This is a genomic window from Pseudarthrobacter sp. Y6, assembly GCF_050156205.1.
Lineage (GTDB): Bacteria > Actinomycetota > Actinomycetes > Actinomycetales > Micrococcaceae > Arthrobacter.
The window spans coordinates 1,099,332-1,121,886 of record NZ_CP189574.1 but is presented as its reverse complement, the minus strand read 5'-3'; the positions used below and the strand labels follow the sequence as shown (position 1 = coordinate 1,121,886).

21 protein-coding genes and 1 pseudogene are annotated in these 22,555 nt (G+C 65.7%); 6 read left to right on the top strand and 16 right to left on the bottom strand.

Annotation, left to right across the window (positions count from 1 at the left end; translation table 11 throughout):
* Window positions 1-216 precede the first annotated feature (216 nt).
* Complete coding sequence (locus ACQCSW_RS05410) at window positions 217-534, top strand: hypothetical protein (RefSeq protein WP_426989832.1); 318 nt, start codon at window positions 217-219, stop codon at window positions 532-534.
* 38 nt (window positions 535-572) lie between these two features.
* On the opposite strand, the gene ACQCSW_RS05405 is transcribed toward ACQCSW_RS05410, so the two are convergent.
* On the bottom strand, window positions 573-743 hold the full coding sequence (locus tag ACQCSW_RS05405; RefSeq protein ID WP_426989831.1) for a hypothetical protein: 171 nt from the start codon (window positions 741-743) through the stop codon (window positions 573-575).
* Window positions 744-752: 9 nt separating this feature from the next.
* On the opposite strand from ACQCSW_RS05405, the gene ACQCSW_RS05400 reads away from it, so the two are divergent.
* Window positions 753-1,250 carry a DinB family protein gene (locus ACQCSW_RS05400; protein WP_111908668.1) on the top strand — a complete coding sequence of 166 codons (498 nt, stop codon included), beginning with the start codon at window positions 753-755 and terminating at the stop codon, window positions 1,248-1,250.
* Between the two features lie 32 nt (window positions 1,251-1,282).
* On the opposite strand, the gene ACQCSW_RS05395 is transcribed toward ACQCSW_RS05400, so the two are convergent.
* Window positions 1,283-1,750, bottom strand: coding sequence for an SRPBCC family protein (locus tag ACQCSW_RS05395; RefSeq protein WP_426989830.1), 468 nt, complete (start codon window positions 1,748-1,750; stop codon window positions 1,283-1,285).
* 144 nt (window positions 1,751-1,894) lie between these two features.
* On the opposite strand from ACQCSW_RS05395, the gene ACQCSW_RS05390 reads away from it, so the two are divergent.
* A complete protein-coding gene (locus ACQCSW_RS05390) occupies window positions 1,895-3,079 on the top strand; it encodes a metallophosphoesterase family protein (RefSeq protein ID WP_426989829.1) in 1,185 nt (394 codons plus the stop codon).
* Between the two features lie 141 nt (window positions 3,080-3,220).
* Here ACQCSW_RS05390 and fdhA read toward each other — a convergent pair whose 3' ends face one another.
* From fdhA to ACQCSW_RS05350, 8 genes and pseudogenes are all read right to left on the bottom strand, one after another.
* Window positions 3,221-4,438 (bottom strand): formaldehyde dehydrogenase, glutathione-independent, encoded by a 1,218-nt coding sequence (gene fdhA, locus ACQCSW_RS05385; protein ID WP_354249657.1) that lies wholly within the window; start codon window positions 4,436-4,438, stop codon window positions 3,221-3,223.
* Window positions 4,439-4,696: 258 nt separating this feature from the next.
* Window positions 4,697-5,644 (bottom strand): 2-hydroxyacid dehydrogenase, encoded by a 948-nt coding sequence (locus ACQCSW_RS05380; RefSeq protein ID WP_426989828.1) that lies wholly within the window; start codon window positions 5,642-5,644, stop codon window positions 4,697-4,699.
* Window positions 5,645-5,720: 76 nt separating this feature from the next.
* Entirely contained in the window at window positions 5,721-5,981 is a 261-nt protein-coding gene (locus ACQCSW_RS05375) for a cupin domain-containing protein (protein WP_426989827.1), read from the bottom strand.
* Between the two features lie 96 nt (window positions 5,982-6,077).
* A pseudogene (locus ACQCSW_RS05370) lies at window positions 6,078-7,456 on the bottom strand (MFS transporter).
* A gap of 66 nt (window positions 7,457-7,522) precedes the next feature.
* On the bottom strand, window positions 7,523-9,409 hold the full coding sequence (locus tag ACQCSW_RS05365) for a glycogen debranching N-terminal domain-containing protein (RefSeq protein WP_426989826.1): 1,887 nt from the start codon (window positions 9,407-9,409) through the stop codon (window positions 7,523-7,525).
* Window positions 9,406-10,734: an MGH1-like glycoside hydrolase domain-containing protein gene (locus ACQCSW_RS05360; RefSeq protein ID WP_426989825.1), complete on the bottom strand. Its 1,329-nt coding sequence runs from the start codon at window positions 10,732-10,734 to the stop codon at window positions 9,406-9,408. The genes ACQCSW_RS05365 and ACQCSW_RS05360 overlap by 4 nt, the downstream gene beginning before the upstream one ends.
* Window positions 10,731-11,528, bottom strand: a complete 798-nt coding sequence (locus tag ACQCSW_RS05355; RefSeq protein WP_426989824.1) for a sugar phosphate isomerase/epimerase family protein — start codon at window positions 11,526-11,528, stop codon at window positions 10,731-10,733. The genes ACQCSW_RS05360 and ACQCSW_RS05355 overlap by 4 nt, the downstream gene beginning before the upstream one ends.
* Window positions 11,525-12,589, bottom strand: a complete 1,065-nt coding sequence (locus ACQCSW_RS05350; RefSeq protein ID WP_426989823.1) for a zinc-dependent alcohol dehydrogenase — start codon at window positions 12,587-12,589, stop codon at window positions 11,525-11,527. Before ACQCSW_RS05350 ends, ACQCSW_RS05355 begins: the two co-directional genes overlap by 4 nt.
* Before the next feature lie 256 nt (window positions 12,590-12,845).
* On the opposite strand from ACQCSW_RS05350, the gene ACQCSW_RS05345 reads away from it, so the two are divergent.
* On the top strand, window positions 12,846-13,133 hold the full coding sequence (locus ACQCSW_RS05345) for a hypothetical protein (protein ID WP_426989822.1): 288 nt from the start codon (window positions 12,846-12,848) through the stop codon (window positions 13,131-13,133).
* Window positions 13,134-13,273: 140 nt separating this feature from the next.
* On the opposite strand, the gene ACQCSW_RS05340 is transcribed toward ACQCSW_RS05345, so the two are convergent.
* Genes ACQCSW_RS05340 through ACQCSW_RS05330 form a run of 3 tightly spaced genes read right to left on the bottom strand, consistent with a single transcriptional unit; the run spans window position 13,274 to window position 16,613 of the window.
* The gene (locus ACQCSW_RS05340; RefSeq protein WP_426989821.1) at window positions 13,274-14,203 is read right to left on the bottom strand and encodes a carbohydrate ABC transporter permease; all 930 of its coding nucleotides are present in this window, start codon (window positions 14,201-14,203) and stop codon (window positions 13,274-13,276) included.
* Complete coding sequence (locus ACQCSW_RS05335) at window positions 14,203-15,204, bottom strand: carbohydrate ABC transporter permease (protein ID WP_426989820.1); 1,002 nt, start codon at window positions 15,202-15,204, stop codon at window positions 14,203-14,205. Before ACQCSW_RS05335 ends, ACQCSW_RS05340 begins: the two co-directional genes overlap by 1 nt.
* Window positions 15,201-16,613 (bottom strand): ABC transporter substrate-binding protein, encoded by a 1,413-nt coding sequence (locus tag ACQCSW_RS05330; protein WP_426989819.1) that lies wholly within the window; start codon window positions 16,611-16,613, stop codon window positions 15,201-15,203. Before ACQCSW_RS05330 ends, ACQCSW_RS05335 begins: the two co-directional genes overlap by 4 nt.
* A 299-nt stretch (window positions 16,614-16,912) precedes the next feature.
* On the opposite strand from ACQCSW_RS05330, the gene ACQCSW_RS05325 reads away from it, so the two are divergent.
* Window positions 16,913-18,061, top strand: a complete 1,149-nt coding sequence (locus ACQCSW_RS05325; protein WP_426989818.1) for an ROK family protein — start codon at window positions 16,913-16,915, stop codon at window positions 18,059-18,061.
* Between the two features lie 20 nt (window positions 18,062-18,081).
* Here the strand turns inward: ACQCSW_RS05325 and ACQCSW_RS05320 are convergent, their stop codons facing one another.
* Together ACQCSW_RS05320 and ACQCSW_RS05315 are read right to left on the bottom strand one after the other, a co-directional pair.
* The gene (locus ACQCSW_RS05320; RefSeq protein ID WP_426989817.1) at window positions 18,082-18,432 is read right to left on the bottom strand and encodes a GNAT family N-acetyltransferase; all 351 of its coding nucleotides are present in this window, start codon (window positions 18,430-18,432) and stop codon (window positions 18,082-18,084) included.
* A gap of 65 nt (window positions 18,433-18,497) precedes the next feature.
* A complete protein-coding gene (locus ACQCSW_RS05315; RefSeq protein WP_426989816.1) occupies window positions 18,498-19,682 on the bottom strand; it encodes a serine hydrolase domain-containing protein in 1,185 nt (394 codons plus the stop codon).
* A gap of 213 nt (window positions 19,683-19,895) precedes the next feature.
* Between ACQCSW_RS05315 and ACQCSW_RS05310 the strand changes: the two genes are divergently transcribed.
* Window positions 19,896-20,225 (top strand): DUF6457 domain-containing protein, encoded by a 330-nt coding sequence (locus ACQCSW_RS05310; protein WP_426989815.1) that lies wholly within the window; start codon window positions 19,896-19,898, stop codon window positions 20,223-20,225.
* A 26-nt stretch (window positions 20,226-20,251) separates the two neighbouring features.
* Here ACQCSW_RS05310 and ACQCSW_RS05305 read toward each other — a convergent pair whose 3' ends face one another.
* Window positions 20,252-22,552 (bottom strand): FdhF/YdeP family oxidoreductase, encoded by a 2,301-nt coding sequence (locus ACQCSW_RS05305; protein ID WP_426989814.1) that lies wholly within the window; start codon window positions 22,550-22,552, stop codon window positions 20,252-20,254.
* Window positions 22,553-22,555 lie beyond the last annotated feature (3 nt).

Here is a 22,555-nt window from a genome sequence, read left to right as displayed (position 1 = left end):
GATTCTGCTCGATCATCAACGCTTTCCGTTCGCCAGGGCTGGATTTCCGGGGAGGCCCGCAAGCCGCCGCCGAATGATTGAGCAGAATTCGTCGGAGCGACGCCCGGCCCCCTGCCTACGCGGACTCGAGCACCGTATTGAGCTTCGCCAGCTGCGCCACTCAGCCTATAGTTCGGGCGATCGCGGGTGGGCCGGGAACCGCGGGATAATGGAAGCATGAGCAATCAGAACCCGGACCCCTGGGCGGAATTCGACAAGGTCAAGCCCGCCGTCCCGGACCGCGTGGCCGGCTACCCCGGCGGCGAGCCGGTGGGCTTTGGCTTCCGGACGGGTGTGCGCAGCGCCAAAGTGGCCCTCGGCTTCGCCGTGTATGCGCTGGCGCTCGGAACCACCCTGGTCCTCACCGGCGCCGTGGTCTTCATCGCCCAGGGGCAGTGGCTGCTGCTCGGGCTAATGGTGCTGATCGAAGCCGTGTTCATCTACGGGTTCATCCGGCTGGCGCGCCAGGCGCGCAACCGCCGCGCGTCCGGGTAGTCGCCCCTCCGGCCAGGCGGGCTTCTGGCTGGGCGCTACTAGGACCGCGCGGCGCGGATGGCCCGGCCCGCAGCGGCGCCGGCCGCCAGGATCACCGGGACCAGGCACATCAGCGTGACCACGGTGTTTGGACGGAACGCCGCGCGGCCGGCGTCGGGCGTTCCCGCAGAACGAGCCAGCGCGTTGCCCCGAGGCCCTGGCTTTGCCATACTTTGTGGATGTCTGCTCCCTCAGCCGCGTTTGCCGAGAACGCTATCCATCAGCCCGCGCGCGTCCAGTTCGAGGCCTTCATTGACGACCACCGGAACATGCTCAATGCCTGCCTGGACGGCCTCACCGAGGAGCAGGCGCGCCGCTCGCTGGTCGCTTCCCGGACAACACTGCTGGGTCTGGTGAAGCACGCGATCATGGTGGAAAAGGTCTGGTTCGACGAGGCCATCACGTGCCGGTCACGCACCGAGATCGGCATTCCGGCCACGCCGGACGAGTCGTTCATCCTCACGGACCAGGACACCATCGCCAGCATCCAGCAGGCTCACCGGGAGGCTTGCGAGGCATCGCGCCTGGCGACGTCGTCGTTAGATCTCGACGACGTGCTCCGCGGCAACCGCCGCGGCCCGCTCCCCCTGCACTGGGTATACCTGCACGTGCTGCGTGAGCTCGCCCAGCACCGCGGGCACGCAGACATTCTTCGGGAACAGATCCTCAACGGCTGAGGCCCGGCAGGCGCTGGGGCTCCGTCGCAGGGTCAGGCTTTGTTGGCCGTAGCGGCCGCCGAGAGCGCGGCCAGCCCGCGCTCGAAATCGGCGCCGATGAACTTGTCCATGTTCATGAACAGGGCGAAAACCTTCGCGAGCCCCTTGTTCTCGCCGGTCATCCGCCACGTGACCTGCGTGCCGCCGTCGGCCGTGGTGAACGTGAACGAGGTGGGGTTCACGGCCTTGAACGGCTTGGTGAATTCCAGGTGCACCTTGATGCTCTGAGGAAAGTCGGACTCGACAATTTCCATGTTTCCGCTGCCTGCTTTGCGGTTGCCGCTCCACGCGTACTTGGCCCCCACACCGGCGTCGTTGCCCGAATACGAGCGGTTCAATTCCGGGTCCACGTTCTCCCACGGCGACCATTTGGTCCACTCCAGGAAGCTGTTGACCAGCGGAAAGACGTCTTGTGCTGGGGCAGGAATGAGGGCGCTGCGGGTGACTTCGTAAGATGACATGCCGCCATCATAGGCGGACTTAGCCGGTAATCACTCAGTCCCGCATGCGGCGTTCAGCAAGTGTTCCGGAACCCGAAACTTGGCTCGCCTACTGTCACAGGATCGACGGCCGGGAGTACGGCCGCACCAGTGAAAGAGGCAACCATGACCACCGGACTCCATCAGTACAACCTCAGCCGGAGGGCCGCGCTGGCTGCCGCCGGAACGCTGGGTGCGCTCGGACTCACAGTGGCGGCGGCCGCCGGAAGCAGCGCGGCCCCGGGTCCGAAGGCACCCCAGCCCAGCCTCGCCTTCCGGACCGACGGCCGCTTCAAGGTGGTCCAGTTCAACGACACCCAGGACGACGAGCAGACGGACCGCCGCACCATCGAGCTGATGGACAAGACCCTGGACGCGGAGAAGCCGGACTTCGTGGTGATCAACGGTGACGTGATCAACGGCGGCTGCGATTCCGAGCTGGAGGTCAAGCAGGCGCTCAACCACGTGGTCCAGCCCATGGAACGCCGGCAGATACCATGGGCCGTCACGTTCGGCAACCACGACGAGGATTCAGTAAGCCGGACCGGCATGACTGAGGCCAAAATGCTGCAGTTCCTGCAGACCTACGAGTTCAATATGAACAGCGACTCCACGCCGGGCCTCACAGGGACATCGAACTCGCTGCTCCTGGTGCAGTCCGCCAAGTCCAAGGCACCGGCGTTCGGACTCTGGCTTATCGACACCGGCCGGTATGCCCCGGATACCATCAACGGGCAGGACTTCGAGGGCTACCCCGGCTGGGACTGGGTACGCATGGACCAGGTCACGTGGTACCGCAACCTCTCTATCGCCACCGAGCAAAAATACGGCAAGAAGGTCCCCTCCCTCATGTGGGGCCACATCGCGCTCCACGAGCACCGCAACATGTGGTTCGCTAGCCTCGACTCGCGGACGGACGCCGATCACGCCCGTGCCCTCACGAAACACAACATCGTTGGCGAACGGAACGAGGACGAGTGCCCGGGCCCCATCAACTCCGGCCTGTTCAACGCCTTCCTGGAGCGCGGGGATGTGCTCGGCTACTTTGTGGGCCACGACCACGTCAACACGTACGTAGGCAACTACTACGGGGTGCAGCTTGGCTATGCGCCCGGAACCGGGTTCGGCGCCTATGGGCTTTCCGGCGCCGAGCGGAACCGCCTGCGCGGGGCCCGTGTCTTTGAGCTGGACGAGAACCACCCGGGCATCTACAAGGACACCCGGCTGGTCTTCGCCAAGGACCTGGGCATCGACCTGACGGCCAATGACCAGCCGATCGTTCCGCAGCCGCTGGACCCGCGGCAGCGCTAGCGCGGACTTTACTTACGCCTGGCGGAGGCGGTGCCCCCACTCACGGTGGAGGCACCGCCTCTTTAGTGAATCACTCGGCACCGGGTGCCCGGCGCCAAGTGACCCGGCGCCCGGCGCCCGGCGCACCAAACCCGGCAGGGCTCAGCTGAGGTATCCGTTCGGGTTGAGGACGTACTTGGTGGCCGCACCGGCGTCGAACTCGGCATAGCCCTTGGGCGCATCCTCGAGGCTGATCGCCTTGGCGTTGACGTTCTTGGCGATGCTCACCTTGTCGTGCAGGATCGCCATCATCAGCTGACGGTTGTACTTCATCACTGGGCACTGCCCCGTAGTGAAGCTCAGCGACTTCGCCCAGCCGGTGCCAAGGCTCAGGCTCAGGGCACCCTTCTTGGCCGCCTCGTCCACACCACCGGGATCGCCTGTGACATAGAGCCCGGGAATGCCCAGCGCACCACCGGCCGCGGTGACTTCCATCAGCGAATTCAGCACCGTGGCGGGCGCCTCCTTGGCGTCGTGGCCGTGGCCGTGGCCCCGGGCCTCGAAGCCCACCGCGTCAACGCCGCAGTCCACCTCCGGAACACCCAGGATCTGCTCGATCTGCTCCGCCGGTCCGCCTTTGCTCAGGTCAATGGTTTCGCACCCGAAACTGCGCGCCTGCTTCAGCCGGTCCTCGTTCAGATCCCCCACAATCACGACGGCGGCACCCAGCAAGTGAGCACTCGTGGCCGCTGCGAGGCCAACAGGTCCGGCCCCCGCCACGTACACCGTGGAACCCACGCCCACCCCGGCCGACACCGCGCCGTGGAAGCCTGTGGGGAAGATATCCGAGAGCATGGCGAGGTCCATGATTTTTGCCATGGCCTGGTCCTTGTCCGGGAACTTCAGCAGGTTCCAGTCCGCGTACGGGACCAGCACATAGTTGGCCTGGCCGCCCACCCAGCCGCCCATGTCCACATAGCCGTAGGCGCTGCCGGGGCGGTCCGGATTAACGTTCAGGCAGATCCCGGTTTTGCGTTCCTTGCAGTTCCGGCACCGGCCGCAGGCGATGTTGAAGGGCACTGAACAGATGTCCCCCACTTTGATGAACTCGACGCCGGGACCCACCTCCACCACTTCGCCGGTGATCTCATGCCCGAGCACCAGGTCGGGCGGGGCGGTGGTGCGTCCGCGGACCATGTGCTGGTCCGAACCGCAGATGTTGGTGGCCACGGTTTTGATGATGGCTCCGTGGGGTACCGTGCGCCCCACGTTCGCCGGGTTGACGCCCGGTCCGTCTTTGAGTTCGAAGGTGGGGTAATCGATATCGATCAGTTCCACCTTGCCGGGTTCCTTGTAAGCAACGGCTTTGTTCCCTGACATCCTGCTCTCCTCTCCTCGGCACGGCACGCCCTCGTGGGGTAGCCGTGAGTTGTGAAGTGTTGCGATGGATCCCTCAGCTGCAGGGCCTGCCCGTTGCTTGAGCAGCTGGATGTTTTCCTGGAGCTGGGGGGTCAAGCCAGTCTAGGCACGCCAGCCGGAAGGGTCCATAGCCCGAACCCCCTATCTGCTCCCCTTCCGGGGGGCTGGTCGGAGAAAAGGTCAAAGACACGGCTGACCTCCCGAATGCCCCAGCGGCGGCTACCGCCTGACGGCCTGCCCCAGCACCACGTTCACGGGCTCTTCTCCGGCCTGCAACAGTTCGATCTGCTTCCGGATCAGCCGCGCCACCCGCGGCAGCATGGCAGAGCTTGCCCCGCCCACATGCGGCGTGATCAGGACGCCCGGCACGCTCCACAGGGGATGGTCGCTCGGCAGCGGTTCCGGGTCCGTCACGTCCAGGGCCGCCCGGAGCCGCCCGGTTGAGGTCTCGCGCAGCAGGGCCTGGGTATCAGCCACCGGCCCGCGCGCAACGTTCACCACCAGTGCGCCATCCGGCATCGCCGCCAGGAACCGGGCGTCAACCAGGTGCCGGGTCTGTTCGCCCAGGGGAACACTAACCACCACAATCTCGTGCAGCGGCAGCTGTTCGTACAGGGATTCAATCCCGTAGATCCGGCCGTGCTCATCGTCGCGGCCGCGGCTGGCCAGGCGCGTCACCTCGGTCTCGAACGGCAGCAGCCTGGCCTCAACCGCCTTCCCCACTCCCCCGTAACCCACCAGGAGCACGCGCCTGTCGGCAAGGCTGGGGCGCTGGGAGTTGTCCCAGGTTCGCGTCGCCGCGTTCCGCACAAAGTCCGGGATCCCCCGCTGGCTGGCGATGATCATGCCCAACGCAAGTTCCGCCGTCGACGTCTCATGCACTCCGGCCGCGTTCGCAAAACGGCACCCCGCGGGCAGAACCGCCGCGACGCCGTCGTACCCGATCGACTGGCTCTGCACCAGGCCCACGTCCACGGAGTCCAGCGCCGTCAGCGCCCCCGCCGCGCCCATGTAGGGCGGCACCACAATGTCGAACTGCTCCGCCGGCGCCGGGCCGGTCAGGTCCCACAGGAAAAGTTCGACGTCGGCGGACGGCTCAAGTGCCGCCATCAGGTTCTGGCTGGGCAGACTGACCCGTAGCTTCCGTGGTGTGGGCAGACCGGACATGCAAGCTCCTTCTCTCGGTTCACCTGACAGTTAACCAGCTGTGGTGGAGGAGTGCATGACGCTGCGTACTCGGGCGCTAACGGTCGGTCTTGACCACCGTAAAAAGCACCGCCGAGTCCTCTTCCGCTTCCAGGCTGTGCAGCCCGTCCGGGACGATCAGGAGATCCCCGGCCTTGCCCTGCCACGACTCCCCACCCGCCCTCAGCCAGACCGACCCCTTCAGCACGTAGACCGTGGCCTCGCCCGGGTTCCGGTGCTCGCTCAGCTGTGTGCCGGCACGGAAGGCCATGACCATCCGCTCTGGCCGAAGACCATCAGCGCGACGCCCAGCAGGCACAGGCCTTTAGCGGTGATATCCAGGTACAGCTGCACCTTTGGAGAGTCCATATCTCCACGATAAGCCCGGCGGCGGAATCGCATCCCGTGGGCTTTGCTAGTCCGCCCGCTGCTTCCACAGCAGCGTCACGCCGAACGCCACCGCGCCGAGCACCAGCATGGCCACAACCATCTGGCCCCAGCTCGCCGGGTCCACGCCCCCGGCCGCGAACACGCCGATCAGCACGGTCGCCGTGATCGCACCTACGTAGCGGCACGTCTGGAAGATGCCGGCCGCCACCCCGCGTTCCTGCGGCCGGGTGGAGACGAACATGCCTTGGTTCGACGCGATGCTCACCACCGCGTACGGAACGCCCATCAGGGCGGTGAGCGCCAGCACCACCGGAATGGCCAGTGAGCCGGTCAGGAGCCACATGAGCGCGGCCACCAGGGTGAGAAGTACGACGCCGGCAATAAGCACCCGCCGCACGCCGAATCGGCCCATGGCCCGGACAGCCCACGGCGTGGCGAGGACGGACGTGGTGGCCAGCGGCAGCATCAGCAGGCCCACGAGGCCGGGGTTGTAGCCGCCCGATTCCTGCAGTAGTTGGGGCAGTCCAAAGAAGACAAAGTAGTAGACGCTGTTGAACACGGCGAAGCCCAGGTACACCAGCATCAGCGGCCGGTTCCGCCCCAGGAGCCGCAGGTCCAGGAACGGCGGGCTGAAGCGGAGCTCACGCGAGGCGAACAGCGCGGCGGCCAGGTTCCGGCACCCAGCAGCCACCAGCGGTAGCCCGGCGCCACATCCAGCAGGGCCATCATCACCAGCAGCAGGGAGCTGACGAAGCCCAGGATGCCAGGAATGTCGGAGTCCCGCACCAGCTCGGCGAGGCTGCCGCGTTCCCGTGGGGCATCCGCCGGCGCCGCCCGCCGCACAATCAACAGCGCCGCCAACGCCAGCGGGACGTTGACCAGGAACAGTGCTTCCCAGCCCACGAAGCCCACCAGCAGGCCGCCGAGGACAGGGCCCACCGCCGCCGCGGACGTGTTGGCCATCTGGATATGGCCCAGCGGACGGGACGACTCAACCTGGGTCCGCTGGGCAGTGTTGGCCCGATGGACGATGGCACCCACCATCACTACTGCGCTGGGGTACGCAGCGGCCGTGCCCAGCGCCATCACGGCGCGGGCCACGCAGAGCAGGGCGAAGTTGGGCGAGAAGGGCGCGAGCGCACAGGTCACAGCCACCAGTCCCGTGCCGAGCATAAACATCCGGCGCGGCCCGAACCTGTCCGCGAGCCGCCCCATCAGGGGCTGGCCTGCGGCTGAGCTCAGATAGAAGGAGGTGATCACCCAGGTGACCGCGGCGACGTCGAGCCCGAAATCCTGGCGCAGCACCACGAGCGCCACGGCGATCATGGATGAGTTCAACGGGTTCACCGCCGTGCCCAGGCTGAGCCCGGCGACCGCAAGACCGGTCCGGGATTTGTTGCTCACGGAAACAGTCTGGCTTACCGGCGTCGGGAACCACCACTTGGTGACCCGCCGCTGAGGGCGGCGGAGCTACGCCAGGCGGACAGCGGCGAGGCCCGCGGCAGCAGCCCAGGCCTGCGGAGAGCCGGCGTGGTGGCATCTGACCGGCACAGGGAAATCCGCGCGCGAGAACCCGCCGAACAGTTCCGGCAGGCTGTTGCCGAAGTGCGCGGCCGCGTCCCGGATCCCCGCTGCCACGGTCCGTGCCTGGTCCGCCAGTCCGTACGCCGCCATTCCCTCCGCGGCCAGCATGGTGTCATGGGGCCAGACGGAGCCGTTGTGATAGGACATCGGGTGGTAATAGTACTGGCCTTCGGCAAGGGTCCGGATCCCCCATCCGGTGAAGAAATCGTCCCGGAGCAGTCGGGAAGCAACCGCACCGGCGTCGTCCGCGTCGACGATACCGGCCCACAGCAAATGACCGGCGTTGGAGGCCAGCGCATCGACCTGGTCGCCTCCACCGTCCACCGCCAAGGCGGGAAAGTTCTGGCTCTCCATCCAGAACGCGTCGCGGAAGCGGAGCTTCAGCTCGTCGGCGAGCCCGCGAAGGGTGCCTGCCCAAGCCTGGTCATCCCATTGTTCCGCTGCGAGGCGGGCGCATTCCCTGAGGCCGCGCCAGGTGTAGCCCTGGACTTCAGCAAGGGCGATGTCGCCCACCGGTTCGCGGCCGTCAGCTCCGGCCACGGCGTCGAACGAGTCCTTCCAGCCGTGGTGGAGCAGACCGGCGGGGTCCGGCGTGTAGCGGACAAACCCGGTCTTCTTCAGGCCGCCGTCGCCGAGGATCCACTCGACGGCGGCCCGGGCCGGCTGCTCCAGTTCGCGGAGAAGCGCGGCATCCTCCACTTGCCCCAACGCCATCAGGAACAGCGGCGTGGAGTCCACCGTGCCGTAGTAGCGGCCGTAGGGAACGGCGCCGAGCTGGGCCAGTTCACTCACCCGCACCTCGTGGACAATCTTCCCCGGCTGCTCCACCCGGGCCGGATCATCCACGGTTCCCTGCGTTGCAGCTAACGCGCGGAGCACATCGCCCAGCAGCTGCGGGCATTCTTCCCGCGTGAGCATGGACGCCAGCAGGGAATCCCGGCCGAAGAGCGTGAGGAACCAGGGCAGCCCTGCCGCGGGGATGGTCAGTTCGGGCTTGACGGGGCACGGCATCAGCAGCGAATCGAGGTCCTTGAGGCTCTGGCGCGCCAAGGCGGTCAGCCCCTCGCCGGAACGTACGACGGCGGCCGGCACCGCCGGGCGTGCCTGCCCGCCGGCGGAGACGGCAGAGACAGTCAGGGCCTGCGTCTCCCCTACGGCCAAGGCCAGGTCCCAGGACAGTGCGGCGCCGACAAAGCGGCCGTTGGCAGGTTCCCGGCGGACCATCGGCGGGATGCTGGCCGTCAGTCGGACGCCGGCCTCAAAAGTCAGGCCCCGGAAGGTGTGGCTGTAATCGAAAGCCAGCGAGCCGTCGTCGTGGACGTCCATGCTGCTGGCGGCGGCGCTGAGATCGAAGATCCGGCCGTCGGTGCGGACGGTGAACTGGTCCGCGAAGTCGGTGCCGGCCCGCAGGACCAACCGCGCGGTGATTGGCTCCCGGCCCAGGTTGCGGATGCGGAGGGTGTCGGTGAGGCCTCCGGCGTCCAGCTCCTGGGTCCGGCGGACGAAGAGATCGTGCGTCTGGCTCCGCCGTGCCGCCGGACTGAGGGCGGTCTCGCGGCGGCCCGGTTCGCAGACGCTGCCCACCTCCCAGAAAGTGGCGTCATTAATCTCCAGGATCCAGCGGGACAGCAGGCGCGTATCGGCAACATAGAGGCCTTCCGTTCCCTGCGCCGGTGCGTCTGCCCGGCCCACGCTTCCGTCGGCAGCGCCGCGCATCATGGCGCCGTGGGCCACGAGGACCGAGACTGCGGACGGGGGTGCGATGGCGGTCATGGGGTGCTCCGGTAGTAGGTGGTTTCAAGGGCCAGCGCCGCGGTCCAGCTGAAGCTGCGGGTGCCGTGCGCGGCTCCGGTCCAGGGGTCCACGTATTCGGGGAAATCATGCTCCGCTGCGAGCCTGCCGATGTTGCCCCGGAGGAAGGCCGCCTGGTCCGTATGCCCAAGTCCTTCCAGCGCCTCAGCCACCATCCAGGACATGTTGAACCAGGCCGGGCCGCGCCAGTAGAGAGCCGGATTGTGGTCCTCGGCCGTGGCGTCGTAGCTGGGCACCATCAGGGCGCGTCCGTCCATGAAGCGGGGACCGTTCAGTGTCTCCAGCAGGGCGTCGGCGTGGACCTGTCCGGGCAGCAGGAGCGGGATCAGTCCGTTGATGGTCGCCTTGGAGACCACCGTTCCATCGGTGACGTCGCGGGCGGAATAACATCCCAGTTCCGGCACGTACAGGGCCTCCAGCGCCTCGGTGATCCGTTCCGCCCGCTCCCGGTGCGCTTCGCCAGGCAAGCCCAGCTCGGCGGCGATGTCCGCCAGGGCCAGCTCCGACACCGCCAGCAGGGTGTTGAACAGCGGATCCTCCATCAGGAAGGGGTAGTCCGCATCGGCGTCGTCGCAGCCGTGGTCCCGGTAGCGTTCGGCCATCCAGAAGTACTTGCCGTACTCCTTCTGGCTGGGCCGCTCCCCGGCGTCGGCGTGCTGCAGGTCCAGGCGGTTCAGTTCGGTTTTGCAGTCCGCCGGGATCCGCAGCATCACCGTATCCCACAAGGGCGAATTGTCCGTGCCGGACTCCCAGGGGTGCACGATGCAGGCCAAGCCGGACCCGCCGCGGTCGCGGCGGCCGGACAGGTATTCGTGCCAGTGGACCAGCTTGGAGTAGTTCCGCTCCAGGAAGGAGCGGCGGCGGGATTCGGCGGGGTCGGCCTGGTGGATTTTCCAGACAGCCCACGCGTGGTTTGGCGGCTGGACCAAGCCTGCTGTCTCCACCTGCTTCGGGGAGCCGGGAATGAGGCGGGACTGCCAGAACGATGCCCCCGGGGCGTAGTCCTCGTCCCGGTGGGGATCGAAGATGATCTGTGGCAGCCGGCCGTCATCCCACTGGCCGGCGAAGAGTGCATCCATCTCCTGGCCCGCGCGGCGGGGTGAGATCCGGCTGAGGCCCACGGCAATGAAGGACGAATCCCAGCTCCACTGGTGGGGATAGAGGCCGGCGGCCGGAACGGTGTGGGTCTTTCGCCAGTTGGCCTCCAGGACGGCCGTGGAACGGGCGGCGATCAGCTCGGCGGTCACTGGAGACCCGCCGTCGTCGGTATCCGAAACGGCCGTCACAGGTATCGCCCCAGCAGGGACGGCACCCGGGGAAGGACTTCCTCCGCCGGTCCGGACAGCCGGGATTCCAGGGCCACTGTGCCCTGGTAACCGATGGATTTGAGCGTGGCACCGAACAGGGCCCAGTCGAGGTGCCCGGCACCGGGTTCGAGGCGGTTCGAGTCGCTGGCCTGGATGTGGCCGATGTATCCGGCGGTGTCCTGGAGGGCTGCCGCCGGGTCACTTTCCTCAATATTCATGTGATACGTGTCCGGAGCCAGGCGCACCGCGCCCAGGCCCACAAGCGTCAGCAGCCGCACGCCGTCGGCGAGGGTGTTGATCATGTGGTCCTCATAGCGGTTCAGGGGTTCAAGATAGATCTCCACCCCTTCGGCGGCCGCATGCTCGCCAAGCTCCGTGAATGATTCCACCAGCACTGCGGTGTCCTCTTCCTCGGTGCGCGGCGGGATGAATGGAGGAAGGCGCTTGGAGAACATGCCGTAGGAGGCCGGCGTCATGACGCCCCGGCCGCCGATCTCGGCCATAACGCTCAGCTGCGATTTGAGCTGGACGACGGCGTCCTTCCGCAGTTCGTCGTCGAAGGCACCAACAAAATGGGGCATCTCCACGCAGGCGGTAGGCATGACCACACCGGCTTTCCGCGCCCGGCGCAGTTCCGGCAGGCGGGCCTGGAACTGCAGCTCGCCGGCGGACCGCAGTTCAATGCCGTCGAAGCCCCAGGCCAGGGCTTCGTCGAATTTCTCTGCCAGGCTGGTACCGGGCAGGTGCTGCTCCTGAACGGTGATGAGGGTCATGGGAACTCCAATACCACCTGGAGGGCGGACTCCGGGTCCGAGTCCAGGAGTTCGTAGGCTTTGGCGGAATCCGCCAGGGAAAAGGTGTGGGTTACCAGGGCCGGCGCGTTCACCCGGCCGTCGGCGAGGTGGTCCACCACGGTCTGCTGCAGCCGGGGCACGGTCCAGCGGGAGCGGAGCCGGTTAGGAACGGAGCCGATCTGGGAGGCGAGGAGCTGAACCCGGTTATGGTGGAACTCCTCACCGAACCGGACACCAGCGGCTTCGCCCTGATAGAAGCCGGCGGCGATGACGGTGCCGTCGGCACCTACCGCCCGGGTGGCTTCGTGCAGTGCACGGTAGTTTCCGCTGAGCTCGATGGCAACGTCCACGCCGGCACCGCTGGTGATCCGCCGGATGTCCCCTGCCAGTTCCGGGGCGGGGCTGAGGGCATGCAGGGCACCCCATTCGAGTGCACGCCGGCGGCGGGCCTGGATTCCGTCCACGGCGATCACCTTTGCCCCGTTAAGCACTGCAAAGCGGGTGGCAAGCAGTCCGATGACGCCCTGGCCAAAGATGGCCACGGTGGAGCCGGGGCCCAGGTCCGCGGCCAGCACGGCACTCAGGGCGATTGCACCAACCCGCACGAAGGCACCCGCGAGGGGATCCATCCCGGCCGGCAACACATGGCCCCGGAGCGACTCTGCCACCAGGATGCCCTCGTCCCGGTGGCCCCAGATCCCCCAGACCATGTCGCCCACCTGCACGGGAGGATCGGCGTCATCACTGCCCACCGCCTGTCCTGCCGGCGGTGCCAGCTCCACCACTTCACCCACTTCGGAATATCCCCAACCATCCAGCGGATACCCAGGGGCCTCCAGCCCGGGCTCGAACAGCCGCGACGCGGGATCCCAGATGGACGTCAGATAGGGGTTGGTGCCGCGGTAGGCCGTGAGCTCGGTGCCCGCCGAAATGCCGGAATAGATGGTCCGCACCCGCGCCTGACCGGCTTCGAGCGGAACGGAAGGCTGGTCGATCACGGCGACGCTGCGCGGCGCGGCCATGCGGAGGAAGCGGGACACTTCGGATCGATCCTTAGGTAGGTGAGGTGGCTAGGACTGTGATGCAAACGACATTAGCATAACAACTAGCCTACTTGTGTATAGACGTTAGGCAGAATCTGCAGTATCTTCATCACATGGTTTCCGACGCCTCCACGAGGCAATCCCTTGCCCGCTATCCGGCCGTGAAAGTCGGGCTGGTGGGCGCCGGCCAATGGGCCGCAACCATGCACGCACCACTGGACAGCGTGGGCGCCGAGACCGAACTTGCAGGCGTGTGGTCCGCGAGCGGGAGCACCGCCCGCTGGGCGCCTCCTTGCAGCAGGCAGTAGCCGTGGCGGACGCCGTGCGCCGCAACACGGTGGCAAACGCCGTCGTCCTTACCAAGCGCTACCACCAGCGGACCCGCAGCTTCCTCACGGCAGCGACGGAACTGCGCAACGAAGCGGCTGTCCTCGGCGTCACCGGCACGTACCTCCACGGCGGATTCCTGGACGGCGGATTCCTGGACGGAGGATTCCTCAGCACCGGATTCCCGGTGACCGAGATCCTGCCGAACGCGTAATGGTGCGCGGTCTGCAAGTCAGGGCCGGCGCCGTAGCGCATGTGCGGCACCATGCCGTTGTCCAGCTGCCCGGCCAGGACGGCGTCCAACTCCTGCACCGGACGTGGCAGCGCCAGGCTCGGCGCCCGCTTCGCCCGCCATCAGCCTTTCTCCCCGCCGGCGGTGAGACCCTCGGTGAGGAGCCGCTCCGCAGCGAAGAAGATGATAATGATGGGCAGCGTGAGGATCACCGAGCCTGCCATCAGCACGGTGGTGGGCACTTCAATGCTGCCGGCCAGCTGGGACAGGCCCAGCGAGACGGTCCAGTTGGGCCGGGTATTCACCAGGAACAGCAAGGCGAAGAGGAATTCGTTCCACGCGATCATGAAAACGAACAGGCCGTTGGAAATAATGGCGGGCATGGCCAGCGGCAGGCTGATCCGGCGCAGCACGCCGAGCCTGCTGCAGCCGTCCAGGGCCGCGGCCTCCTCCAGGCTGGTGGGAATGGTATCGAAGTAATTGCGCAGCATGTAGATGGTGACCGGGATGACCTGGGCCACGTACACGATGAGCAATGCCACCAGCTGGCCCCGCAGGCCAAGTCTGGTGAAGATGGTGAACAGCGGGATGGCCAGCAGGATGCTGGGGAACAGGTACACCGCGAGGAACAGCGCACTGATCTGGCGGCGGCCGAAGAAGTTCAGCCGGCTGATGGCGTAGGAGCCGGGAATGGCCACCAGCAGCGAAATCAGCACCGTCCCTAGCGCCACCATGGCACTGTTGCCCATGAACCTCAGGAAGCCCTGGCCGCCGTCTTCCTGCGGCGTCATGATGCTCTGGTAGGCACCCCAGTTCAGTTCGCCGAACGGAATGACCAGTGAGCCGGGATCGCGCAGCAGCGAATCCAGGGGACGGATCGAGAGGATGAACATGTAGTAGAACGGGAACAGGGTCACCAGCACCAGGCCGACGATCACTACCCAGCGGAGAACACCGAAAACCTTGGTTTCGATAACGTCGCGTGTCCATCGGGAACCCTCCGGGGGCCGGGATGGGGAGGCCGGGCGTCTCGTTTCGACGGGGACAGCCATCAGGAGACCTCCTCTTTCTTGCCGAAGAATTTGATGTAGATTCCCACCATCAGGCCGAGGATTACGGCCAGCACCAGCGCCTGGGCAGACGCGGCACCAATATCGCCACGCGCGGTCAGGAAGTTGAACACGGTCACGGCCACCACTTCGGTGCCGCCGCCACCGCCGGTGAGCAGGTAGATGTCATCAAAGCTGTTGAACGTCCAGATGAACCGCAGGACGGACAGCATGGCGATGGTGGGCAGCAGTTGCGGAAGGATGATGTGGAAAAAGCGCTGGATGGAGGTTGCCCCGTCCACCCTGGCGGCTTCCTCCAGACTGTCCGGAATAGCGTTGATCCGGGCCGTGAGGAACAGGAAAGCGAAGGGGAAGGACCGCCACATTTCAAAAACGATGACGGTGATCAGCGCGGTGGGGATTTCGAAGTTCAGGCCGAGAAATGACACTTCCCTGGCCCGCTCGCTGAGGAACGGGATGGATTCTTCCCAGCCGAGCAGCCGCTTTCCCCAATAGTTGATGAGGCCGAACTGCGGATCCAGCATGGTGGTCCAGGTGAACGTCACGGCCACGATGGGTGACACGTAAGGGATCAGCATGGACGCTCGGATCAGGGTCCTTCCCTTGAAAGGCTTCCGGAGGGCCAGTGCCGCGATGAGCCCCAGGATGATCGCCCCGGCGGTCCCGAAAATGGAGTAGGCAAGCGTGGTGCCGAGCGACGTGAAGAAGCTGCTCGAGAACACGCTATCGAAGTTGGCCACCGTATACGGGCCGAAGATGCCGGCGGTACGGATATTCAGGATCCGCACGCGCTGGAATGCAAGCACCAGGGTCCAGAGGATCGGCAGAACCACCATGACCAGGACCAGAACCAGCGTGGGCGAAAGCAGGGTGAGTCCGGCCCGCTGCTCCTCCCTGGCCATGGGTGAAAGCTTGCGGCGCCCCCGCGGGCCGGCGGCTGATGCCGCCGGCCCGGCAGGAACGTCCTTTTTGACCGAACTCACTTCAGCGAACCCTGAATGGAGCGCAGGGATTCCGCGGCCTGCTTGGCCGCGGTTGCAGGATCGACTCCGCCGGAGGTGACGTCGCTGACGGCTTTGGCGATGGGCAACTCGCCCAAGGCTGCGCCCACCAGGTCGCCCTGGCCCTGGGTGATGCCCCAGCGCTTCAGGTCATCCGGACCCTGTTCAAGGATGGAGAGGACGTCCTCGGAGTAGAAGTTGCCCAGAGGCTCTTTCCTGTCCACACCGGCGGGCATGGTCTTCCACTTGTCCGAGTATTCAGTCGGATTGTCCGCCGTTCCCGCACGGACCGGAAGCCTGCCTTCGGGGGCGATGGACAGCCAGTCAACATAGCCTTCGGTCATGAAGTACTCCACGAACTTCTTCGCGGAATCCGAGGCAGAGTCCTTCATGACCGTCCAGGACACAATCTCGCCGAACTGGGCAGGCTGCTTGCCGTCGGGTCCCTGGATACCTGTCACGACGCCCGTGTTCTTGGCGAGGAAGGCAGGATCGGCAACGCACTCTGGACACGTGGGCTTGGCGTTGTCACGCAGGCCGGCCATCTCGTCCAGGATGAAGGTGGACCAAATGGCCATGGCTGCCTGGCCGGCGAAGTAGGAAGCGCGGACCGTGTCCACGTCCTGCGCGCCCGGAACCGAGTACTGGGTCAGCATGTCGCGGTAGAACTCAAGGGCGCCCACACACTCGGGGCTGTCAAAAGTGATGTCCCCCTGGTCATTGACCATTTCACAGCCGTTGCCCTGCGCAATATGCTCGAAGGTCTGCTGAGTAAACGCCTCGCCTGGCTTATTGGCTGCCGCAAGGCCTGCGAGCTGCGGGGTGTCCAGCTTCTGCGCCGCTGCCTTGATGTCATCGTAGGACTTCGGTGCCGTAATGCCGGCCTTGTCGAAGAGGTCCTTCCGATAGTAGAGGAGCTGCTGCCAGGAGGAGTCGGGGACCGACAGCTGCTGGTCGCCGTCCCGCGTCAGTTCGAGGGCCCGCTTGGAGAATGTGCTTTCGTCCAGGGTCTCGATGACCGCCTTGTTGCTTGCGGCGTCCACGAGGTCGTTGGCGGCGAGCGTGCGGACCTGCGCAAGTGAAATGGAGCCGATGACATCCGGGAGGTCCCCGGCTGCAGCGGATGAGGTCAGGACCTGGTTGAACTGGTCCTCCGGCACGCCCACCAGATCAACTTGAACGCCGGTGGCGGCGGTGAACTTGGCGATGATCGCCTCCGTTTTGGCGACGCGGTCCGGCAGGGTGTCCGCTGTCCAGACGGTGATCGCCTGGGCACCGCCAGTGGTTTGCCCGTCATTCGAACCTTCGTTGGGTGTGCAGCCTGCCAGCATTGCCATAGTCAGCGACGCTGCCGCAATCACGGCCACTTGTGAGCGGCCTCTGATTCTCATCACTTCGATGCTCCTGTCTTCGGCGGCCCCGGAACCGGTGCCGCGGCTTCGCGCGCTCGGCCCCCGTTTCCGTCCGGCCCGGACCGCTGCGGCCGGACCAGCAAAACAGGTGCTAAAAAACCTCCCGGCTATGAGCGCAGTCACAAAGCCGGAACTTGTGCCTAAAGGCTATCCAAATGTTGTCTAGCTGTCTAGCATTAGCTGCAGGGTCAATCGACACGAGCCCATGCAGGTTGTGCCTCCTCGACTGCCGGAGCACCTAGGATGGCAAAAGTGCCTTTCAACCGTAGGAGCCGAAGATGTACGTTGGACCAGGGGACGTCCTTCACCTGATCCGGTCAGGCAAGGCCCGGACGCGCGGGGACATCCAGGAAGAAACGGGCATGTCCCGCATGACGGTGGCACAGCGCGTGGATGCGCTCCTGAAGGCAGAACTGATCCGCGAAGCCGGCACCGCCAGGCCCTCCGGCGGTCGCCGCCCCACTGACCTGGCCTTCAACCTCCAGCATTCGTGCACCATTTCAGCATCCGTTGAAACAACGTCCACGCGCGTCGCCCTCACGGACCTCAGCGGGGCCATTGTGGCCGATGAGCCTTTGGATATTGCGGTCGACGACGGACCGGAGAAAGTCCTGCACGGCATCATCGAAGCAGGACACAGACTGCTTAAGCAGTCCAAAACGCCAGCGTCGAAGGTCTCGGGGGTGGGCGTCTCCATCCCCGGCCCGGTGGATCCCCACACGCTCCGGCCCAGCCAGCCGCCCATCATGCCCGGCTGGGACGCCTACCCGATAGTGGAGTTCATCCAGGACACGTTCCCGGTTCCGGTGCTCGTGGAAAACGATGCCGACGCGATGGCTGTCGGCGAATACAGTGCCGGGTTCGCCGGTACCACTTCGCTGTGCCTGGTCAAGGTTTCCACAGGCATCGGCACCGGGCTGGTCATCGACGGGCAGATCTACCAAGGCGTCGACGGCGGCGCGGGCGACATCGGCCATGTCCGCCACCCCGCTTTCGCTGAGCTGCAGTGCCAATGCGGCTCCTTCGGCTGCCTCGCCGCAGGAGCCAGCGGAGGCGCAATCGCCCGCGAGCTCGCAGGCCTCGGTATCGCGGCTTCCTCAGGGCGGGATGTGCGCCAGCAGCTGCTGGCGGGAAACGTCGACACCATGCGGCTGACACACGAGGCGGGCCGGCGGCTCGGCGAAGTGATGGCCACCGTGGTGTGCCTGCTTAATCCGGCAGTCCTGCTCATCGCGGGAGACCTTGCATCGTCTTCGCTCATCGGCGGCATTCGCGAAACGCTGTATCCCATGTCCCTCCCCCGGGCCACGCGTCACCTTGACGTCCGGCTTGCAGCCCTGGGCGAGGAAGCCGGAATCCGCGGCATGTCCTCCCTGCTGGTGAACCAGATATTCTCTGCTTCCGCGGTCAACGCCCGGCTCGGCTGAGCGCAGCCCGGAGCTGACAGCTAGGCCCGGGCGGACAAGGCGGCGTTCAGGAATTCCAGGTGCGCGGACCTGACGGCCACCGTGGCCGCGGCGTACTCCGGGTGCTTGCGAACGTATTTCTTGATGTAAGGGCAGGCCAGGACGATGGTGGTGCTGCCCTCGCCCACCGTTTCATCGAGCGCCACCTTGGCGAGCTTGCCCGCAAATCCCTGGCCGCCGTATTCCTCGTTGATCACCGTGTGGTAGAAAATCCGCTGCGGCGAGCCGCCGCCGTCGTACTCCTTGTACACGGCTTTACCAATGACGTTCCCGCCGGTCAGCACTTCGAAGCGCTGCCACTCCGGGTTGTGGCGGATGGTGACATCGTGCACGGGATCTCCTCGGTTCGGCTTCCGGCACAGCCTAACCCCGGCACGCCGCCCTATTTTTCTCCCCGCTAACAGGCCAGATCGAGCGCTGCCACGGCAACTTCGGACATCTCGAGCGACCGCCAGTCATCGAAACCAATCAGGTCAGGGACGGGTGCACGGGAAACTGCCATGGCCACCTGCCGGGACCCGTCCGCGCTGATCAAAGCAAGCGCCGCGTATCCCCGCACCACCCCGACATGGCCGAAATAGTCGTTATTGGAGCACGAGTCGTACCGCCGGACGAGACCAAGGCCGAACGTTTCGTATTTTGCCTGATGCATCTCCTGAACGCTTTGGAGCGTCAGCAGGGTCCCTTTCTGCAGCGCGGCGAAGTACGTGTTGAGTTCGGGGACCGTGGAAATCATCCCCGTATCAGGGGAACCTGCGTGGAACGGAGCCAGGGTGTTGTCGAACAGCTCGCCATTTTCCTTGGTGTAGCCGTGGACCATCCGCTGCGGACCTGGGTCGCCACCCGACATGAGAGTGTCCTGCAGTCCCAACGGCTCCACGTTGTCGGTGTGAATGACCGCTCCGATGTCCTTGCCCCGCAACTTCTCGACGAGGAGGGCCAGCGCCGAATAATTGGTGTTCGAATAGTAGTAACGGCTGCCCGATCCGCCGGTCCATGACATGGCCGCAACGAAGGACAGGCGCTCTTCATGGGTAAAGCGCCTGTTCCCTATGTCGATGGGACTATCCCAGTGGTGGGGCATCTCGGACCGGTGGCTGAGCAGGCTGCGGATGGTGATGGGTCCAGGCGGCTTGATGATGCTCTCGAAGTCCGGCAGGTACTTCTGGATGGGGTCATCCAGCTGGATTTTCCCTTCCTCCACCAGCTTCATGACTGACACCGCCACCATGGTCATGGTGATGTCGCCGATATGGGTCTGGTCGGTCAGCTGCACGGGCTCCTGGTTTTCGAGGCTGCGGACGCCTTCGGCCGAGGACCAATCCCCTACCCTGGACTTCATCTGGATGATGACCGCCGTCGCTCCCGCAGCGCGCATCTCCTCGCTGTACTTTTCCAGCACGGCAACGAAAGCCCGCGGCGCCGGGGCCGTCGCCGTCGCCGGAGAGGATTGAACGGTCGGCGATTGCTGATCCGGCGGATCGGGGGCGCTGGTGCAGCCTGCGAGTGAGGCCACCAGCGCGGCTGCTGCCACGGCGGCCGCAAGGCGGGAGGAGCTGAAACCATGAGCGGCTGCCTGCATCCCACGTCCCTTCACGGGGCCGGTCAGCAACTGGACTCCCAAAGACCGCCAGCTGCTCCGGCACCTTCGATGTTCCTCAAGGCCAAAGGGAGTGTCAAGGACGCGCTGCGGCAGGCCAGTGACGCAGCCGCCCAGGCCTTGTAGTGTCGTGGGCAATGGGCAAGGACTCCCCCTGCCGCCCACTAGCAGCGAACCGGGAACCTAGGAGCGAACATGGCTGTTGACGAGAACGAAGCGCAGGTTCTGGACCAGTGGACCCACCGGCTGGCCCAGGCACTGCAGATCCTGGACCTGGAGGTGGATCAGGAACTCCTCCTTGACCTGGCCAGGAAGTCTGCTGGCTCGGTCATACATGCCGCCGCACCGGTGACCACGTTCCTGGTGGGTTACGCCGCCGGGCTTGCCGCCGGCGACGGCAGTGCCGGGTCCAGCGCCGGTTCTTCGGCGGCGGTTACCCAAGCGGCCGACGTCGCCTTCCGGCTGTGCGAGGACAGGCACGACGGCGGCCCGGCGGCTGAGGGCTGGGCAGACACGGGTCAGTAGCGGGTTTCGACCGGCTCGACCACCGTCTATCCGGCTACCGGCTCCAGCCGGACGATCACTGCCTTCGACGCCGGCGTCTGGCTGCCCTCGGCCACGCTGTCCAGCGGCACCAGCACGTTGGCCTCAGGGTAGTAGGCTGCCGCGCAACCGGCCGCGGTGGGGTACGAGACCAGGCGGAAGTTCCGCAGCACCCGCTCCACGTTGTCCTGGTACACGCCGTGGATGTCCACGTGCTGACCGTCGCTAAGCCCCAGTTCGGCGAGGTCCTCGGGGCTGACAAAGACCACTTCGCGGCCCTTCTTGATGCCCCGGTAGCGGTCGTTGTTGCCGTAAATGGTGGTGTTGAACTGGTCGTGCGAGCGCATGCTCTGCAGGATCAGCGTTCCGGCCGGCCGCTCCACATGTTCGAGCTCGTTGACCGTGAGCATGGCCTTGCCCGTCGGCGTGGTGAACGTCCGCGAATCCCGCGGCCCGTTCGGCAGCACAAAGCCGCCGTCCTGCCGGATCTTCCGGTTATAGTCCTCGCAGCCGCTGACCACGTGCGAGATGTGGTCCCGGATGAGGTCGTAGTTCTTCTCGAACCCGGCCCAGTCCGCCTGCACAGAATCACCCACCACCTTCCGGGCCAGCCTGCTGACGATGGCCACCTCGGACAGCAGGTCAGGGGCCACCGGCCTCACTGTTCCGTGCGAGGCGTGGACTGCGCAGACTGTGTCCTCTACGGATACAAACTGCGGACCGGATTCCTGCATGTCAATCTCCGTACGGCCCATCGTGGGCAGGATCAGCGCTTCTGCCCCGGTTACGGTGTGCGAGCGGTTGAGCTTGGTGGAAATCTGGACCGACAGCTCCGTGTTCTCCATCGCCGCGAACGCGGCGTGGGTGTCCGAAATCGCTCCCACGAAGTTACCGCCCATTGCCACGAAAACCTTGACGCCGCCGTCGCGCATTTGCCTGATGGTTTCCACCGCGTCGATGCCGTGTTCGCGCGGCGGTTCAAAACTGAATTCCTTGCCCAGTGCATCCATGAAGGCCGGCGGCATCTGCTCCCAGATGCCCATTGTGCGGTCGCCCTGGACGTTGCTATGACCGCGGATTGGAGACGCACCCGCGCCCGGCTTGCCGATGTTGCCGCGGAGCAGCAGGAGGTTAATGATCTCCTTGATGGTGGCCACACCCTTCTTGTGCTGGGTGATGCCCATGGCCCACGTGATGATCACCTTCTCCGCCCTGAGGTAGCGGTCGGCCAGTTCGTCGATCTCATCTGTGCGCAATCCCGTGGCCGTCAGCACGGCAGCCTCGTCAAGATGGGCCAGGTGCTCGCGAAGCTCCTCCAGGCCCTGGCAGTGTTCCGCAAGGAACGCGTGGTCCAGCACGGTCCCCGGATTCGCAGCCTCAGCGTCGAGTACGCGCTTGGAAACTGCCTGGAGCAGGGCCATATCCCCTCCGATGCGGACCTGCAGGAACTGGTCGGCGATCTCCGTGCCGCGGCCAATGATTCCCTTGACCTTCTGCGGGTTCTTGTAGCGCATCAGGCCCGCTTCCGGCAGCGGATTCACGGCCACAATGCTGGCGCCGGCCTCCTTGGCTTCCTCCAGTGCGGTCAGCATCCGCGGGTGGTTGGTACCCGGGTTCTGGCCCATCACGATGATCAGGTCCGCCTTGGCGAAGTCATCGTAGGAGATGGTGGCCTTGCCGATGCCGATGGTCTGGCCCATGGCCCAGCCCGAGGACTCGTGGCACATGTTGGAGCAGTCCGGCAGGTTGTTGGTCCCGTAGGCACGGACAAACAGCTGGTAGAGGAACGCGGCCTCGTTGGAGGTCCGGCCGCTGGTATAGAAAGCGGCCTGGTCCGGGCTCGGCAGCCCCTTGAGCTTGTCCGCGACGATGGTGAAGGCCTGCTCCCAGCTGACGGGCCGGTAGTGGTCCTCCCCCGCGGCCTTGTGGACTGGCTCGGTGAGTCGTCCCTGCATCCCCAGCCAGTACTCGGACCGCTGCCGCAGCTCACTGACCGGGTTCTCAGCCCAGAATTCGGAGCCGATCACCACCGGAGTGGCCTCCCAGGTGACCGCCTTGGCGCCGTTTTCGCAGAACTCAAACGTCTTGCGGTGCCCGGGGTCCGGCCACGCGCAGCTCATGCAGTCGAAGCCGTCCTTCTGGTTCAGTGCCAGCAGGGTTTTCCCGGCCCTGACCACGCCCATGTGCTGCAGGGCCGGCTCCAGGGAATGGTAGACGCCCGGAACACCGGCGGCCCACGTCTTCGGGTGGCCGCTGACCTCGATGTCAGCCTCGTTGGCCTCTTCCACGCGCGGGTTCTTGCGTGCCACGTT